Source organism: Methyloversatilis sp., assembly GCF_030698125.1.
Classification (GTDB): Bacteria; Pseudomonadota; Gammaproteobacteria; order Burkholderiales; family Rhodocyclaceae; genus Methyloversatilis.
In genome coordinates, this window is record NZ_JAUYNV010000053.1 from 40,237 (window position 1) to 55,210 (window position 14,974).

The 14,974-nt window shown below is 65.7% G+C and carries 12 protein-coding genes; 10 read left to right on the top strand and 2 right to left on the bottom strand.

What is annotated here, in order from left to right:
* Positions 1-7 precede the first annotated feature (7 nt).
* Genes Q8Q80_RS17665 through gloA form a run of 8 tightly spaced genes read left to right on the top strand, consistent with a single transcriptional unit; the run spans position 8 to position 7,933 of the window.
* Positions 8-871, top strand: coding sequence for an HlyC/CorC family transporter (locus Q8Q80_RS17665; RefSeq protein ID WP_305634179.1), 864 nt, complete (start codon positions 8-10; stop codon positions 869-871).
* Complete coding sequence (lnt, locus tag Q8Q80_RS17670) at positions 868-2,334, top strand: apolipoprotein N-acyltransferase (protein WP_305634180.1); 1,467 nt, start codon at positions 868-870, stop codon at positions 2,332-2,334. Before Q8Q80_RS17665 ends, lnt begins: the two co-directional genes overlap by 4 nt.
* A 30-nt stretch (positions 2,335-2,364) precedes the next feature.
* The gene (gene glyQ / locus Q8Q80_RS17675; RefSeq protein ID WP_305634181.1) at positions 2,365-3,315 is read left to right on the top strand and encodes a glycine--tRNA ligase subunit alpha; all 951 of its coding nucleotides are present in this window, start codon (positions 2,365-2,367) and stop codon (positions 3,313-3,315) included.
* Between the two features lie 51 nt (positions 3,316-3,366).
* Positions 3,367-5,472 carry a glycine--tRNA ligase subunit beta gene (gene glyS, locus Q8Q80_RS17680; protein ID WP_305634182.1) on the top strand — a complete coding sequence of 702 codons (2,106 nt, stop codon included), beginning with the start codon at positions 3,367-3,369 and terminating at the stop codon, positions 5,470-5,472.
* 3 nt (positions 5,473-5,475) lie between these two features.
* Positions 5,476-6,018: a D-glycero-beta-D-manno-heptose 1,7-bisphosphate 7-phosphatase gene (gene gmhB, locus Q8Q80_RS17685; protein ID WP_305634183.1), complete on the top strand. Its 543-nt coding sequence runs from the start codon at positions 5,476-5,478 to the stop codon at positions 6,016-6,018.
* Positions 6,018-6,761 carry a 1-acyl-sn-glycerol-3-phosphate acyltransferase gene (locus Q8Q80_RS17690; RefSeq protein WP_305634184.1) on the top strand — a complete coding sequence of 248 codons (744 nt, stop codon included), beginning with the start codon at positions 6,018-6,020 and terminating at the stop codon, positions 6,759-6,761. The genes gmhB and Q8Q80_RS17690 overlap by 1 nt, the downstream gene beginning before the upstream one ends.
* Positions 6,730-7,509, top strand: a complete 780-nt coding sequence (locus Q8Q80_RS17695) for a M48 family metallopeptidase (RefSeq protein ID WP_305634185.1) — start codon at positions 6,730-6,732, stop codon at positions 7,507-7,509. Before Q8Q80_RS17690 ends, Q8Q80_RS17695 begins: the two co-directional genes overlap by 32 nt.
* A 25-nt stretch (positions 7,510-7,534) precedes the next feature.
* Positions 7,535-7,933, top strand: coding sequence for a lactoylglutathione lyase (gloA, locus tag Q8Q80_RS17700; RefSeq protein WP_305634186.1), 399 nt, complete (start codon positions 7,535-7,537; stop codon positions 7,931-7,933).
* Between the two features lie 13 nt (positions 7,934-7,946).
* Here gloA and Q8Q80_RS17705 read toward each other — a convergent pair whose 3' ends face one another.
* Both Q8Q80_RS17705 and Q8Q80_RS17710 read right to left on the bottom strand, forming a co-directional pair.
* Complete coding sequence (locus Q8Q80_RS17705; RefSeq protein WP_305634187.1) at positions 7,947-11,054, bottom strand: response regulator; 3,108 nt, start codon at positions 11,052-11,054, stop codon at positions 7,947-7,949.
* 3 nt (positions 11,055-11,057) lie between these two features.
* On the bottom strand, positions 11,058-12,095 hold the full coding sequence (locus Q8Q80_RS17710; RefSeq protein WP_305634188.1) for an HD domain-containing phosphohydrolase: 1,038 nt from the start codon (positions 12,093-12,095) through the stop codon (positions 11,058-11,060).
* Positions 12,096-12,239: 144 nt separating this feature from the next.
* On the opposite strand from Q8Q80_RS17710, the gene Q8Q80_RS17715 reads away from it, so the two are divergent.
* A complete protein-coding gene (locus tag Q8Q80_RS17715) occupies positions 12,240-13,646 on the top strand; it encodes a TAXI family TRAP transporter solute-binding subunit (protein ID WP_305634189.1) in 1,407 nt (468 codons plus the stop codon).
* A 94-nt stretch (positions 13,647-13,740) separates the two neighbouring features.
* Positions 13,741-14,967: an efflux RND transporter periplasmic adaptor subunit gene (locus Q8Q80_RS17720; RefSeq protein ID WP_305634190.1), complete on the top strand. Its 1,227-nt coding sequence runs from the start codon at positions 13,741-13,743 to the stop codon at positions 14,965-14,967.
* Positions 14,968-14,974: the final 7 nt, after the last annotated feature.

A 14,974-nucleotide genomic window follows, 5' to 3' on the forward strand; every position in this document is an offset into this window, starting at 1 on the left:
ACCCCGCATGGACAGTAGTCCTTCTGCCCCGCATCGCCCGGGTTTTCTTGAACGGCTGAGCCATCTTCTGATGCGCGAACCGGAAGACCGGGACCAGTTGCTGGCGCTGCTGCACTCCGCCTTCGAACGCAATCTGCTCGACGCGGACGCCCTGTCGATCATCGAAGGCGCACTCCAGGTGTCAGACATGCCGGTGCGCGACGTGATGATCCCGCGTGCCCAGATGGATTGCGTCGACATCGAAGACCCGCTTGAAAAGATCGTCGATACCGCGCTGCGCACCGCGCACTCGCGTTTTCCGGTCATTGGCGACAACCGCGATGACGTCATCGGCATCCTGCTCGCCAAGGATCTGCTTCGGCTGGTGTCCGGCCACGACGACAGCCTGCGCGACATGCTGCGCCCGGCCGTGTTCATCCCCGAATCGAAGCGGCTCAACGTGCTGCTGCGCGAGTTCCGCGCCAGCCGCAACCACATGGCCATCGTCGTCGACGAATACGGCGGTGTGGCGGGTCTGGTGACGATCGAGGACGTGCTGGAACAGATCGTCGGCGACATCGAGGACGAGTACGACTTCGACGAATCGGCCGACAACATCCGGATCGACCAGGCCGGGCGCTATCGCGTCAAGGCGGCGACCGAGATCGAGGATTTCAACGAGGTATTCGCGACCGGGTTCGAAGACGACGCCTTCGATACGGTCGGCGGTCTGGTCATCCACCAGCTCGGCCGTCTGCCCAAACGCGGCGAAGTCATCCAGCTGCATGATCTGCGCTTCACCGTGCTGCGCGCCGACAGTCGTCGCGTGCATACGCTGATGGTGGATCGCATCAAGCCGGCCACGCCGGTCGCCGCAGCGCCGGTCGAATGAAGCCTGCGGTCAGGCTGGCCGCAGCCGGTGCGGCCGGTCTGCTGGCGGTTGCCGGATTCGCGCCTCTCGGCCTGTTTGCGCTCCCGCTGCTGTCGCTGGCCACGCTGCTGTGGCTGATCGACCGCTGCCATCCGCGTGCTGCCGCGCTGACCGGTTTCGTGTTCGGCATGGGCTGGTTCCTCGGTGGCGTGTCCTGGGTGCATGTGAGCCTGCACGACTTCGGCGGCATGCCGATGGCGATTTCACTGCTCGCAACCTTCCTGTTCTGCGTTTACCTGTCCTTGTTCCCGGCGGCGGCCTGCGCCGCGCAGGGCTGGCTGCGCCCCGGTCGCGTGCTGTACGCGCCGCTGTTTGCCGGTCTGTGGGCACTGACCGAATGGTTGCGCGGCACGCTGCTGACCGGCTTCCCGTGGCTGGCCAGCGGCTACGCGCACGCGCCGCCCAGCCCGCTGGCCGGGTATGTGCCCGTGTTCGGTGTGCACGGCGCAGGCTGGGTCGCCGCCCTGATCGCCGCCCTGCTTGCCGCGGCAGTGCTGCAGCGGATGACCTGGCGGCCGGCCATCGTGTCGCTGGTCGCACTGCTGGCCGGTGGCGCGCTGCTCGGTGTCGTGCGCTGGACCGAACCCACGGGTCGCACGCTGACCGTGAGCCTGCTGCAAGGGAATGTGCCGCAGAGCCTGAAGTGGGTGCCGGAACGTCTGCCCGATTCGATGCAGACCTATCTCGACCTCGCGCGCACCTGGCCCGCCGATCTGGTCGTATTGCCGGAAACCGCGATCCCGGTGCCGTACGACGAGATCGATCCGGCCTGGCTGGCGGAAGTGCGGCGCACCGGCGTCGATGTGCTGATGGGCGCAATCACCATCGGTCGCGACGGTGACGGAACCGCCCGTTACTTCAACAGTGCGGTCGCGCTGGGACGTGACGATGCGCGCTACAGCAAGTCGCATCTGGTGGCGTTCGGTGAATTCACGCCGCCGCTGTTCGCGTGGACGCTGTCGCTGCTGTCCATTCCGATGTCCGACTTCGGCCGCGGTGCGGCGGTGCAGCCACCGCTCGATCTGGCCGGCGAGAAGGTCGCGGTGAACATTTGCTACGAAGACGTGTTCGGCGAAGAACTGATCGCCGCTGCGCGCGATGCGACGCTGCTGGTCAATGTGTCGAACACGGCCTGGTTCGGCGATTCGCTGGCGCAGCCACAGCATCTGCAGATCGCGCAGCTGCGTGCGCTGGAAATGGGCCGGCCGATGCTGCGCGCCACCAATACCGGCATGACGGCAGCGATCGGTGCCGACGGTCGCATCATCGCCGCGCTGCCACCTTTTGAACGTGCCGGACTGCGTGTCGAACTGTCCGGCCATCAGGGCCTGACGCCCTTCATGCGCTGGGGTAACGCGCCGGTGGTGATCGGCGCGCTGCTGCTTATCGGGGCGGCGATGGTGCGGCGCAAGGCGAGCCGGTAGAATCCGCGCTTTCCGATTCGTTCAGTGCCCATGTCCGCCGCACCCACATTCCAGGAAGTCCTGCTGCGTCTGTCCCGCTTCTGGGGCGACCAGAACTGCGCCCTGCTGCAGCCCTATGACATCGAGGTCGGTGCCGGCACCTTCCACACCGCCACCTTCCTGCGCGCCATCGGCCCCGAGCCCTGGCGCGCCGCCTACGTGCAGCCGTCGCGCCGCCCGAAGGATGGCCGCTACGGCGAGAACCCGAACCGGCTGCAGCACTACTACCAGTTCCAGGTCGCGCTGAAGCCGTCGCCGCCGAATATCCAGGAGCTGTACATCGACAGCCTGCGCGCGCTGGGTCTTGATCCGTCACAGCACGACATCCGCTTCGTCGAGGACGACTGGGAGTCGCCGACGCTCGGCGCCTGGGGTCTGGGCTGGGAAGTGTGGCTGGACGGCATGGAGGTGACGCAATTCACCTACTTCCAGGAGGTCGGTTCGATCCCCTGCAAGCCGGTGCTCGGTGAAATCACGTACGGCGCGGAGCGCCTCGCGATGTATCTGCAGGGCGTCGAGAACGTGTATGACCTGGTGTGGGCGCCGGGCATCCGCTACGGTGACGTCTATCACCAGAACGAGGTCGAGCAGTCGACCTACAACTTCGAACATTCCAACGTCGAGTGGCTGTTCAGGCAATTTGGTGACTACGAGTCGGAAGCGAAGCGCCTGATCGAAGTCGGCCTGCCGCTGCCCGGCTACGAAATGGTCATGAAGGCCTCGCACAGCTTCAACCTGCTCGATGCGCGCGGCGCGATTTCGGTCACCGAGCGCGCTGCCTACATCGGTCGTGTACGCGCGCTGGCGCGACTGGTGGCGCAGGCCTACTACGCGTCGCGCGAGCAGCGCGGCTTTCCGATGGCCGACCTGACGAGCCCGCGCCTGCGCGCGCTGCTGGGCGAAGAAGAGTGCGGCCGCATCGAAGCGCTGCGCGCCGCCTGATCACCGATTGCTTCGACACCGCCGGTCACGGCGGCTGATTCTGGACTGACTATGCACGCCACATTACTGGTCGAACTGCTGACCGAAGAGTTGCCGCCGAAAGCCTTGTCGAGACTGGGCGAAGTGTTCGCCGACGGTGTGTTCAAGGCGCTGGTCGAGCGCAAGCTGGTCGCCGCCGATGCACGCATGGACCGCTATGCCAGTCCGCGCCGCCTTGCCCTCACAGTGCAGAACGTGACCGACCGCGCGCCCGATGCCGTGGTCGACGAAAAGCTGATGCCGGTTGCCGTCGCGCTCGACGCCGATGGCAAACCTACGCCGGCATTGCTGAAGAAGCTGCAGGCGAAAAACATCCCGGCCGAGGCGCTGCCGCAGTTCACGCGCCGGATGGATGGCAAGAGCGAAACGTTGTTCTACGCGATGACAGTTTCAGGCGCTGCACTCGATGACGTGCTCGCCGGCATCGTGCTCGACGCCTTGAAGAAGCTGCCGATTCCGAAGCTGATGCGCTGGTCCGACTGCGACTTCCAGTTCGTGCGCCCGGTGCACGGGCTGGTCATGCTGCATGGCGATCGCATCGTGCCGGGCATGGCGTTCGGGCATGCGTCGGGCCGCAGCACCCGCGGTCACCGCTTCATGGGCGAGGGCGAGGTGACGCTGGCCAGCGCTGACGAGTACGCCCGCACACTGTACGAGCGCGGTTCGGTCATGGCCTCATTCGAGGCGCGCCGCGCGCTCATCACGCAGAAGCTGGCCCAGGCCTGCACCGCGCTGGGCGAGGGCGTGCACCACGTCGACGACGCTGCGCTGGTCGACGAAGTGACGGCGCTGGTCGAATTCCCGGTCGTGTATGTCGCGCAGTTCGAACCGGAATTTCTGGCCGTGCCGCAGGAGTGCCTCATCCTGACGATGAAGGCCAACCAGAAGTACTTCCCGCTGCTCGACGCCTCGGGAAAGCTGCTCAACCGCTTTCTCGTCGTGTCGAACATGCAGGTGGCCGATGCGTACAACATCGTGTCCGGCAACGAACGCGTGGTGCGTGCCCGCCTGTCCGATGCGCGCTTCTTCTTCGAGCAGGACAAGAAGACGCCGCTGGCCGGACGCATCACGAAGATGGAATCGGTGGTCTATCACAACCGCCTCGGCAGCCAGTTCGACCGCGTCATGCGCATCCAGCGGCTGGCGACGGAAATCGCGCATCTGCTCGATGCAGATGTGCTGGCGACGGCGCGCGCGGCATTGCTCGCCAAGGCCGACCTGATGACCGACATGGTGGGCGAGTTTCCGGAGCTGCAGGGGGTCATGGGGCGCTACTACGCGCAGCATGACGGCGAGACCGATACGGTGGCAGCGGCGGTCGAGCAGCACTATCGCCCGCGCTTTGCCGGCGATGCGCTGCCGCAGGGCGATGTCGCCTGCGCGGTATCGCTGGCCGACAAGATCGACGCGCTGGTCGGCTTCTTCGGCATCGGCCAGATTCCGACCGGCGACAAGGATCCGTTCGCGCTGCGACGCGCCGCACTCGGCGTGCTGCGCATCCTGATGGAAGCATCGCTGCCGCTCGATCTCGGTCAGCTGGTACAGATCGCTGCCGGCGGTTTCCGCGCCGGCCAGATCGGTGCCGGCGAAACCGCGGGGTTCGCCGCACAACTGCACGATTTCATGCAGGAGCGCCTGCGCAACCTGCTCAAGGACGGCGGCTCCGAGGCGCGCGCGATCGACGCCGTGCTGGCGCTCGGGCCTGTGCGCATCGATCTGGTGCCGGCCAAGCTCGCGGCCGTGGTCGCGTTCTCCGAACTGGCCGAGGCGCAGTCGCTTGCTGCGGCCAACAAGCGCATCGTGAACATCCTGAAGAAGGCAAGTGAAGTCGGCGACGTCATCGATCCCGCGCTGTTCGCGGAAGAGGCGGAGGTCGAACTGAACCACGCGCTGAGCACCGCAAACATGATGGCGCATCAGCATATCGAACGTGGCAACTACGCTGGCGCATTGAGCGCCCTTGCCATGCTGCGCGGGCCGGTCGACCGCTTTTTCGACGATGTCATGGTGAACGCCGACGATGCGACCGTGCGTGCCAACCGGCTGGCGCTGCTCGGTCAGCTGGCCGCGGCGATGAATGCAGTGGCGGATATTTCGCGGCTGGAATTGAAAGACTGACGGATGAAACTGATCATCCTCGACCGCGACGGCGTCATCAATTACGACTCCGACCAGTTCATCAAGTCGCCGCAGGAGTGGCGACCGATAGAAGGGTCGCTCGAAGCGATCGCGCTGCTGAACCAGTTCGGCTGGCGCGTCGTGGTGGCGACCAACCAGTCGGGCGTCGGTCGCGGTCTGTTCGACATGGACACCCTTGCTGCGATCCACGACAAGATGCACCGCTCGCTTGCCCAGACCGGCGGGCGCATCGACGCCATCTTCTTCTGTCCGCACGCGGCCGATTCGAAGTGCGCCTGCCGCAAGCCCAAGCCGGGCATGCTGCTGGAGATTGCGAGTCGCTTCAACGTGGATCTGGCCGACGTGCCGGTGGTCGGCGACAGCCTGCGCGACCTGCAGGCAGCCGATGCGGCTGGCGCGCAACCTGTGCTGGTGCGTACCGGCAAGGGCACCAAGACCGAAGCCGATCCGGCACTGTCACGCGGCGCCCGGATCTATGACAACCTGGCCGCCATGGTGCGCGCATTTACGGTGACTGCCGACTGATGACCTTCCTGCGTTCATGCCTGTTCTTCGCTGTGCTCATCCTGATCACGCCGCCGTTTGCGATGCTCGCCATTCTCGTGCGGCCGCTGCCGCCGCACGTGCGCTACCGCATCATCGGCGGGTGGACGCGCCTGGCGATGTTCGCGCTGCACCATGTGGTCGGCCTGCACTATCGCGTGATCGGCACCGAAAACCTGCCGTCGCGCAGCGCCGTGGTGCTGTGCAAGCACCAGTCCGCCTGGGAAACGATGAGCTTGCAACGGATACTGCCGCCGGTCGCCTTCGTGCTGAAGAAGGAGTTGCTGCGCATTCCGTTCTTCGGCTGGGGGCTGGCCTGCATGCCGAGCATCGCCATCGACCGGTCGGCCGGGCGCGATGCGCTGGTGCAGGTGGAAGAGCAGGGCCGCGTGCTGCTCGAACAGGGGTTCTGGGTGACCGTGTTTCCCGAGGGCACGCGCATGTCGCCGGGCGAGACGCGGCGCTACAAGGCCGGCGGCGCAAGGCTTGCGCAGGTGACCGGTGCGCCCGTGGTGCCGATCGCGCACAACGCGGGGGACTACTGGAAGCGCAACGCCTTCCTGAAGTATCCGGGCGAGATCGTCGTGAGCATCGGCCCCCCGATCGCGACACAGGGCTTGACGACCGAACAGATCAACGGGCACGCTCAGGTCTGGATCGAAAGTGAAATGCGTCGACTTTTTCCGCATCACTATGAAGCCGAACACCTGTCCGCAGCAGCTTGAGTTGGCCCTCGATACGCCGGAACACACCGCGCCGCCGCCGCTGCGTGGGCGTCACATCGTGCTTGGGCAGCAGATCGTCGAGTACGCGCTGCGTCGTTCGCGTCGCCGCTCGATCGGTTTTTCGATCGGCGAATCGGGGCTGCGCGTCACCGCGCCGCATTGGGTGACGCTGCCGCAGATCGAGGAGGCGTTGCGCGAGAAGCAGCGCTGGATCTTCACCAAGCTGGGCGAAGTGCGCGCGCGCCGTGCGCCGGTGCGCACCGACTGGCGCGACGGTGCCCGACTGCCCTGGCTGGGCGGCCACGTGACGCTGCGCCTTGGCGACACCTGCGCGCGGCCGATGATCGACGATGACATGCTGCGCCTTCCTCTGCCGGCCGATGCCGACCACGACCGCGTGCGCGATGCGGTATGTGCCTTCCTGCAGCGCGAGGCGCTTGCGCGCTTCACGCAACGCGCGACCGAACTGGGCGAGCGCATCGGCGTGTCGCCGTCTCGCGTCATGCTCAGTTCCGCCAACACGCTATGGGGTACCTGCACTGCGCAGGGCGTGATCCGGCTCAACTGGCGACTGATCCATTTCTCGACGGCGATGATCGACTACGTGATTGCACACGAGCTGGCGCACCTGAAGGAACTGAATCACTCGCGCGCCTTCTGGGATACCGTGGCGCTGATCCTGCCCGGCTTCGAAGCCGCGCGACGCGAGTTGCGTACCCAGCATCCGGGCCGCATCGTCGCCCACTGAACCCACCAAACTGCGAGGTCACACCGTGAGAATCCTGCACACCATGCTGCGCGTCGGCCAGCTCGACCGGTCGATCGAGTTCTACACCAAGGTTCTTGGCATGCGCCTTCTGCGCCGGCAGGACTATCCGGACGGCAAGTTCACGCTCGCCTTCATCGGCTATCAGGACGAATCGGAAGGGGCCGTGCTGGAACTGACGCACAACTGGGACACCGACGCCTACGAGATGGGAAACGCTTACGGCCACATCGCGCTGGAAGTCGATGACGCCTACGCGACCTGTGATCAGGTCCGGGCACTGGGTGGTCGCGTGGTGCGCGAGGCCGGTCCGATGAAGCACGGCACGACCGTCATTGCTTTCGTCGAGGATCCGGACGGCTACAAGATCGAATTCATCCAGCGCGGCACATCGGGCGCCAGCTGACCGCAGGTATTGCTCAGGCGACCTTGCGCGCCGCCTGCTGCGCGGCACGCAGCTCGGTCGCCAGCGCTTCGGTCTCGTCGACCAGCTGCTCCACCCATGCGGCGCACTGCGGGTCTTCCGCCGGTGCGCCGCCGCCCCCGCGTTCCAGGTGCGCGGCAACTTCGGCGCCCCGGCTGGCGCCGAAGTTGCGCACGATTCCCTTCAGCGTGTGCGCCTGCATCGCCAGTTCTTCCCGCGTGCCGCCGGCAAAGGCCTGCACCAGCGCGTCCAGTGTGCTGCGGTAGTCGCGCAGGAACAACGTGATGATGTCGTGCATCAGCGCCTCGTCGCCGCCGAGGTTGCCGAGCATGAACTGGCGGTCGAACCTTGTCTCGGCCGCTGGCGTGTCGGGCGGGCAGCTGGCCGTTGGTGCAGCGGACGGACCGAGTGCCTCGTCCAGTGCGCGCAGTAGAGCCGGTACCTGCACCGGTTTCGATACATAGCCGTCCATGCCCGCTTCGACACATTTTTCGCGGTCGCCGGCCATCGCGTGTGCGGTCATCGCGACGATGGGCGTGTGCCGCCGGCCGTCCTGGGTGCGGATGTGCCGCGTCGCCTCGAAGCCGCCCATCTGCGGCATCTGCACATCCATCAGGATCACATCGAAGCGCTGCCGGGCTGCCAGCGCCACGGCCTCGACGCCATTGCTGGCCAGTTCGACGTGATGGCCGAGCCGTTCCAGCACACGCAGCGCGAGCGTCTGGTTGATCGGGTTGTCTTCGGCCAGCAGGATGTTCAGCGGTCGGTTGTTGCGCAGCGGGACCTGCGTATCGGACGGCGTTCCGGCGGACGTAGCGGGGCGCATGCCGAGCGCGGCCATCAATGCGTCGAGCAGCTGTGCTGACTGAACCGGTCGTGCGATCAGGCTGTTCACGCCGATCGGCACGGTCTGCATCTCGGGCGCTGCGCCGTCATGCAGCACGATGATGGGAAGCTCCGGGCTGTATTCGCCACCCAGCGTCTGCACCAGCGCCCATTCGTCACGACGGGCGATGTCCAGGTCGACCAGCAGTGCCTGGAAGCAGCGTGCCTCGGTTTCCGCCGACACGATGGCGCCGATGCCGGCGTCGAGGTCGGCGCACAGCTTTGGTACCACATGCCAGTGTGCCAGCCTGGTCGCCAGATCCTCGCGCGCTGCTGCGTCCGGTTCGATCACCAGCACTGACATGTTGTCAAGCGAGCGCGTGTCGGCTTGCGCCAGATCGCTGCCGACGGCACGCGGGAAGCGGGCGGTGAAATGGAAGGTCGAACCTTCGCCGGGCGTACTTGTGACGCTGATCGTTCCGTTCATGTACTGCACCAGGCGCGTGCAGATGGCCAGCCCGAGGCCGGTACCGCCGAACTTGCGCGTGGTCGAGGTATCGGCCTGCGAGAAAGCGTCGAAGATCAGCGTCTGCTTGTCGAGCGGAATGCCGATGCCGGTATCGCGTACGGCAAAGCGCAGGCCCTGGGCCTCGGGCGTCAGCTCGTCCAGCGTGACGGAGACGTCAACGTGTCCGCGTTCGGTGAACTTCAGCGCGTTCGACAGCAGGTTGGTGAGTACCTGACGCAGCCGCATCGGGTCTCCCAGCATCGCGTCCGCCACCGCAGGATCGATGTGGCAGCGCAGCTCCACCGGTTTGTCGGGCTTTGGTCGCAGCGTGCGCACGACGCCACCGATGACGTCGCGCAGGCTGAACGGTATCTGTTCGAAGTCCAGATGGCCGGCTTCGATCTTCGAAAAGTCGAGGATGTCGTCGATCAGCGTCAGCAATGCGTCCGAGGACTGTTTCACCAGGTCGAGGTATTCGCGCTGTTCGGCGGTCAGGTCGGTGTCGAGCGCCAGTGCCGTCATGCCCATGATGGCGTTCATCGGCGTGCGGATTTCGTGGCTCATGTTTGCGAGAAAGTCGCTCTTGGCGCGGTTGGCTGCCTCGGCGGCGTCGCGTGCGTGCAGGATCTGTTCCTGTATCGCCTTGCGTTCGCTGATGTCGGACACGAAAGCGGTGAACAGCGTGCGCCCCTTCATCTGTGACGCGGTGATCGCCAGTTCGGCCGGAAACAGGCTGCCGTCCCTGCGGCACAGATCGAGTTGAAGGTGGTGTCCGATGACTGCATCGAAGCGCCGGCCCAGCCACTGCACCAGATCCGTCTCGTCCCGTGCGCGCTCGCTGCGCGTGACCAGCAGTTCGATCACCGGCCGTTGCATTGCCTCGGTCAGCGTCCAGCCCAGCATGCGTTCGGCCGCCGGGTTGTACTCGATGACGTTGCCGAAGGTGTCGAAGGTAATGACCGCGTCAATCGCGGCAGTCATGATTGCGCCCGTGTGCGCCTCGCTTTCGGCCAGCGCGCTGCGCTGATCGTACAGGCTCAGCGATGCCCAGTTCAGCGCCTGCGCCAACCGGTCGGTTTCGAGCGAACCGGTGCCTGCCGGCAGGGTTTCGCCCGTCGAACGGTCGAGTCGCTCGGCAAAATCGGTGCACTGCTGCAATGCGGCCAGCGGGCGGCGCAGCAGGACGTGCAGGGCAACGATGCCGATCAGCATGGCGATCAGGCCATGCAGCAGGCTGTCGGCCAGAATGTGCTGCCACACCTCGCGCGCTTCAGCGCTGTCGGTTTCGGTGCGCAGCCAGCGCAGCTCTCCTTCGCCGGCCAGCGGAACCCAGCTGACAACGCGCGTCTGAGTGCCATCGCCAGGTCGGCTTTCGCTGACCGACACGGTACGGACTTCCGGTTGCGGTGTCGCCGGTGGCGCTTCGAACTGGATCGGAGCGGTTTGCACCCAGCCGGGTCCGGCGTCATGCCTGAATGCCGCCAGCGTGGCGCCATCCTTGCTGATCAGTGCCGCGCCCTGCAGGCGGGTGTCGCCGGGCAGCAGCCGCCGCAGGTTGTCCTGATCGAGACGGGTGGCCTGATGGATCCTTTCGCCGATCACGCGTGTTTCGGCCAGCGCATTGCGGTGTAACTGCTCCAGTGTGTGTTGGGACTGTTTGTGCGCGGTGTAGAGGGCATTGCCCACGACGCTGATGCAGAACACCAGAGCAAACAGTCCCGCGATGCGCTGCAGCAGACGCCCGCCGCCCGGAGTCAGTGCGTCATCCATGGTTCAGGTGTCGTCCTGAAAGCGTGCGCGAATGCCCAGTACCTGATCCCACTGGCCAAGCAGCGCGTCCACGCAGACCGCGTCGAAATGGCGGTTGCGGCCCTCGATCAGGAAGGCTGTTGCCTTGTCCAGGTCCCAGGCCGGCTTGTAGGGACGCGGGGAGGTCAGTGCATCGAACACGTCGGCCACCGCCACGATGCGGCCGACGAGCGGAATGTCCTCCCCGGCCAGTCCGTTCGGATAGCCGCTGCCGTCGAACTTTTCGTGATGGGTCAGGGCGATCGTTGCGGCGAGCTGCATGTAGGGCGATGCCGAATCCTTCAGGATTTCGTGACCGATCGATGCATGCCTGCGCATGATCACCATTTCGTCCGGATCCAGTCGGCCCGGCTTGAGCAGGATGTGGTCCGGCGTGCCAAGCTTGCCGATGTCGTGCATCGGCGCTGCGATCAACAGCGATTCCTCCATGTCGGCATCCAGCCCCATGGCGCGCGCGATCAGGGCGGAATAGTGCGCCATACGCAGGATGTGGGCGCCGGTTTCCGGATCGCGGAACTCGGCCGCGCGCGCCAGCTTGTTCAGCGTTTCGCGCTCGCGCCCGTAGATTTCGGCGGTGGCGCGGCGCACCTCGTCGGCCAGCGTGCGTGCGTGGTCGGCCAGCGCGACCTGGCTGCGCCGCAGGAACAGCATGTTCTTCACCCGCGAGGTGAATTCGATGCGGTCCAGCGGCTTGTTCAGGAAATCGTTGGCACCCGATTCGAGCGCCCGGTAGCGCACCTCTCGTTCGTGATCGGCGGTGACCATCAGCAGCGGTGTCTGCGAGCGGGCAGGGTGACTGCGGAAGCGCCGGATGAACTCGATGCCATCCATGTCAGGCATCATGTAATCGACTATCACCAGATCGGGATCTTCGCGCATGCAGTGTTCGAGCGCCTCGGCAGGCGACAGGAAACAGGTCGCCGCGCAGTCGGGCAGTTTGCCCAGCAGCGCAGCCATGAGAACCAGGTTCACCTGGGCATCGTCGATCACCACTACATCCATCGGACGAACCTCTGATTCCGGTCAGTGTCTTGTTCGGCAGCTTGCCGCCCGCCCATGCATTCAATATGTCGCAACGTGCCTCATTAACGGATGCCCTCGTTGCACACTTGAGCCAGCCGCAACTTTCGCCGTGATCCGATCCGCATGACTTCGCCACCCCCCTACACCCTGCGTGCTTCCGCGCTGCGCAACTGGCTGCGCCAGCTGTCATTTCGCGACATGTTCGTGCTGATCCTGCCGGCGCTGCTCATCGTCGGCGCCGGCTTCTGGTTCGCTGCGCGCTACATAAAGCCGGCACCGCCTGATTTCACGACTTTCTCTTGCGGCACCGAAGGCTCGGCCTACGAAGCCTTCTGTGCGCGCTACAAGCCGCTGATAGAGCCGTTCGGCGTGCGCCTGGATGTCCGGCAGAGCGCCGGATCGATGGAAAACCTGCAGCGGCTGATGGACCCGCGGCAGTCAGTCGATTTTGGTTTTGTCCAGGGCGGCAGCGCCGAAGACCATCCACCCGGCCTGCTTTCGCTCGGTGCCGCTTATTACGAGCCGGTGTGGGTGTTCTATCGCGGCCGGCCGGGGCTGGACCGGCTGGATCAGTTGAAGGGGCTGCGCATCGGTGTTGGCGCCGAAGGCAGCGGCACGCGTCATCTTGCGCTGCAGTTGCTTGAGGCGCATGCACTCGTCGGTGACGGGAAACTGCTCAAGCCGCTCGGCGGCACCGCCGGCGTGGTGGCGCTGCTCGCGCGCAAGATCGACGCGCTGATCGTGGTCGGTGCGGTCAATTCGGCCAGCGTATGGTCCCTGCTGTACGCCGACGGTGTGTCGCTCATGAGCATGGCGCAGTCGCCGGCCTACGCGCGCCGTTTTCCGCACTTGAACGAACTGCTGCTGCCGCGCGGCGCGATCGACTTCGTGCGTGACATCCCGTCGCGCGACATTTCGATGGTGGCGACCCGCGCCTATGTCGTGGCGCGCGAGGACACCCATCCGGCGTTGATTGACCTGATGCTGGGTGCCCTGAAGCCGGCGCACGCCGAAGCCACGGTTTTTCAGCATCCGGGCCAATTCCCTCAGTCTGACGGTGGCGATTTTGAATTGCACCCGCGTGCGGCGCGCTTCTACGAGGTCGGCCCTCCGTTCCTGCAGCGCTACCTGCCGTTTTCGATCGCCAACCTGCTCGACCGGATGATCGTGCTGCTGGTACCGCTGCTCGCCCTGGCCGTGCCGCTGTTCCGCATCCTGCCGCAACTGTATGTCTGGCGCGTGCGCAGCAAGCTGTACCGCTGGTACGGCGAGCTGAAGGATCTGGAGCGCCAGGCGCTACAGGAAGACACCACACGCCCGCGCGCCGAATGGCTGCTCGACCTCGACCGCATTGAAACGGCCGTCGCGCGCATCGGCGTGCCGCTGTCGCACGCCGACTATCACTATCAGTTGCGCGCGCACATCCACATGGTTCGCCGTCGCATACAGGGGCTGGCGGAGAACGTCGTGCCGGCAGACCTGTCGACCTCCGGTGCGGCTGCCGGCGACCCCGCCGCCCCGCAGGCCTGACCTTTGCGGGCACTCTGGCAGGGTGGCAGGCCCCCTGTAATTTACAAACATTCGTGCGTGTATATAATTGCAGGCCGAAATCTGGAGAGCATTGATGCCCGCCCGCCCCGCAGTTTCGTCCGCCGCCACGTCGCCGGCGCTCTCGCATCAATCTCCTGTCGGCCGGCGTTTTTCCCTGTTGATCATCCCGCTGCTGATTGCGGCGACCTTCCTGAGCGCGTGTTCCGGTGACCAGCCGGCCGCCGCTGCAGCGCCCAGACCGCTGCCGGTATCCATCGTGGTGGCCGAAAGCACACGAGCGCCGCTGCTGATCGAATCGGTCGCGCAGGCGGAAGGGGCACGCGAGGTTGAAGTCAGGGCGCGCGTGACGGGCATCATCGAAAAGCGGCTGTACGGCGAAGGTGAAGCGGTGAAGGCGGGTCAGCCGTTGTTCCGCATCGAGCGCGCGCCATTCGAAATTGCGCTTGCCCAGGCCCGCGCCCAGATGGCCGAAGCGCAGGCGCTGGACGAACAGACAGCGCGCGAGTTGCAGCGCCTGCAGGGTCTGGTGGCCGACCGGGCGATCAGCCAGAAGGAATTCGACGACACGAAGTCGGCCAGTGCGGTGTCGAAGGCGGCCGTGCGCCAGGCCGAAGCGGCGGTGCGTCAGGCTGAACTGAACCTGTCCTACACGAATGTGACCGCGCCGGTGTCCGGCATGTCCGGCCGGGCGGAGCGCTCCGAAGGCTCGTTGGTCAATGCGGGAACCGAAAGCCTGCTGACCTCGATTTCGCAGATCAATCCGATCTGGATCCGTTTCAGTCTGTCCGATGGCGATCTGCAGAAGCTGCCGGGTGGCCGCGCCGCCGCGCGCAGCCTGCGCGATGTCGAACTGCAACTGCCCGACGGCAGCATCTACCCGCTGCGCGGGCAGATCAACTTTTCCGCCAGCCGCATCGATGCGCTGCTCGGCACGATGGAAATGCGCGCCGAGTTCGCCAACGCCGACGCCCGCATCCTGCCCGGCCAGTTCGTGCGCGTCCGCGTGATCGTCGGCGAACAGGACAACGTGTTCCTGGTACCGCAGGCCGCCGTGACGCAGACGGAAAACGGTCCGGTGCTCATGCTGGTGGGGGCCGATGACAAGGTGGAGCCACGCCCGGTCAAGCTGGGCGACTGGCAGGGCAAGAACTGGGTGGTCACCGACGGACTGAAGCCCGGAGAGCGCGTCATCGTCGACAACCTGATCAAGCTGCGTCCGGGTGCGCCGGTTGCCCCGCGTGCACCGGGCGAGGGGCCGGCCACTGCGCCGCCGGTTGCCGCCGCGCAGCCCAGGACCTGACGGAGCG

Bases quoted from the DNA above. Each gene is read 5' to 3' on its own strand.
- Q8Q80_RS17665 (WP_305634179.1), top strand. From the start codon at position 8: ATGGACAGTAGTCCTTCTGCCCCGCATCGCCCGGGTTTTCTTGAACGG.
- lnt (WP_305634180.1), top strand. From the start codon at position 868: ATGAAGCCTGCGGTCAGGCTGGCCGCAGCCGGTGCGGCCGGTCTGCTG.
- glyQ (WP_305634181.1), top strand. From the start codon at position 2,365: ATGTCCGCCGCACCCACATTCCAGGAAGTCCTGCTGCGTCTGTCCCGC.
- glyS (WP_305634182.1), top strand. From the start codon at position 3,367: ATGCACGCCACATTACTGGTCGAACTGCTGACCGAAGAGTTGCCGCCG.
- gmhB (WP_305634183.1), top strand. From the start codon at position 5,476: ATGAAACTGATCATCCTCGACCGCGACGGCGTCATCAATTACGACTCC.
- Q8Q80_RS17690 (WP_305634184.1), top strand. From the start codon at position 6,018: ATGACCTTCCTGCGTTCATGCCTGTTCTTCGCTGTGCTCATCCTGATC.
- Q8Q80_RS17695 (WP_305634185.1), top strand. From the start codon at position 6,730: ATGAAGCCGAACACCTGTCCGCAGCAGCTTGAGTTGGCCCTCGATACG.
- Q8Q80_RS17705 (WP_305634187.1), bottom strand. From the start codon at position 11,054: ATGGATGACGCACTGACTCCGGGCGGCGGGCGTCTGCTGCAGCGCATC.
- Q8Q80_RS17710 (WP_305634188.1), bottom strand. From the start codon at position 12,095: ATGGATGTAGTGGTGATCGACGATGCCCAGGTGAACCTGGTTCTCATG.
- Q8Q80_RS17715 (WP_305634189.1), top strand. From the start codon at position 12,240: ATGACTTCGCCACCCCCCTACACCCTGCGTGCTTCCGCGCTGCGCAAC.
- Q8Q80_RS17720 (WP_305634190.1), top strand. From the start codon at position 13,741: ATGCCCGCCCGCCCCGCAGTTTCGTCCGCCGCCACGTCGCCGGCGCTC.